This is a genomic window from Gilliamella sp. Imp1-1 (assembly GCF_001690415.1).
Lineage (GTDB): Bacteria > Pseudomonadota > Gammaproteobacteria > Enterobacterales > Orbaceae > Gilliamella > Gilliamella bombi.
Map to the genome: position 1 here is coordinate 1 of NZ_LZHK01000027.1, position 1,458 is coordinate 1,458.

Genomic DNA, 1,458 nt, shown 5'->3' on the forward strand with positions numbered 1-1,458 from the left:
TCGTCAGGGTTTACATCTTTACGTGGCTCTTTACCAAAGAAGTCAGCAACCGCTTTTTGAACCATTGGCATACGAGTTTGCCCACCAACAAGAATAACGTCTTTAATGTCAGAAACAGAAAGACCTGCATCTTGTAATGCAGTTTTTACAGGATCCATTGAACGTTTAACTAAATCTTCTACTAATGATTCTAATTTAGCGCGAGTCACTTTAATATTTAAATGTTTTGGACCACTTGCATCAGCAGTGATATAAGGTAAATTAATATCAGTTTGTTGCGCTGATGATAATTCAATTTTCGCTTTTTCTGCCGCTTCTTTTAATCGTTGCATTGCTAGCGGATCATTTTTTAGATCGAAGTTTTGTTCACGTTTAAATTCGTCAACTAAATAATTGATTAAGCGTGAGTCAAAATCTTCACCACCTAAATGAGTATCACCATTTGTTGCTAATACTTCAAAGGTTTTTTCGCCATCAACGTCGTCGATTTCGATAATAGAAATATCAAATGTACCACCACCAAGGTCATAAACCGCTATAGTTCGGTTACCTACATCTTTATCTAAACCATAAGCAAGCGCTGCAGCTGTTGGTTCGTTGATGATACGTTTTACATCAAGTCCTGCAATACGACCAGCATCTTTAGTTGCTTGACGTTGCGCATCGTTAAAATAAGCAGGTACAGTAATAACCGCTTCAGTCACCGCTTCACCAAGATAATCTTCTGCTGTTTTCTTCATTTTTTTCAATACTTCAGCAGAAATTTGTGGTGGTGCAATTTTTTGACCTTTAACATCAACCCATGCATCGCCATTGTCAGCTTTTACGATCTTATATGGCATGATGCTAACGTCACGTTGAACTTCGGTATCTTCAAAACGACGACCAATTAAACGTTTAATTGCAAATAGTGTATTTTGTGGATTGGTTACTGCTTGACGTTTTGCTGGTTGGCCAACTAAGATTTCTCCATCTTGTGTATAAGCAATAATAGAAGGGGTTGTACGATCGCCTTCAGCGTTTTCTAATACTTTTGCTTGACCATTGTCCATTACAGCAACACATGAATTTGTTGTACCTAAATCAATACCAATAATTTTACCCATAATCTTTTCTCCTCAAAACCTGTATTTTATTTCTTGTATATAAGTCTTAAATTTTAATTTTCAAGCCCTTACTTCACAAAGAAATGTTTTTTCTTTTCACATAAATGGGAACGTTATTATTAGGGCGTGTTGATCTTTCATGATTATTTTTTAGACGGCATGATGTGAGTTATAATAATTCAGCCAAAAACAACCATAACTCGATTCATCATGCCAAGAACAATGCTAACAGATAAACGGTGGGAAAAGCTACTACAAATAATGAAAAATACCGGCCGAGTTTATAATAAATCCGAGCATCGGATGACGTTTGAAGGGATCCTTTTCCGAATGAGAACCGGTATTCCTTGGC

2 protein-coding genes are annotated in these 1,458 nt (G+C 36.6%); one reads left to right on the forward strand and one right to left on the reverse strand.

Features of this window, described 5'->3' with window-relative positions; all coding sequences use genetic code 11:
• Positions 1–1,106: molecular chaperone DnaK (gene dnaK / locus A9G38_RS02795; protein WP_081297944.1), on the reverse strand; the 1,106-nt coding region annotated here is incomplete at its 3' end.
• A 210-nt stretch (positions 1,107–1,316) separates the two neighbouring features.
• On the opposite strand from dnaK, the gene A9G38_RS11590 reads away from it, so the two are divergent.
• On the forward strand, positions 1,317–1,458 hold a 142-nt coding region (locus A9G38_RS11590), incomplete at its 3' end, for a transposase (RefSeq protein WP_141671700.1).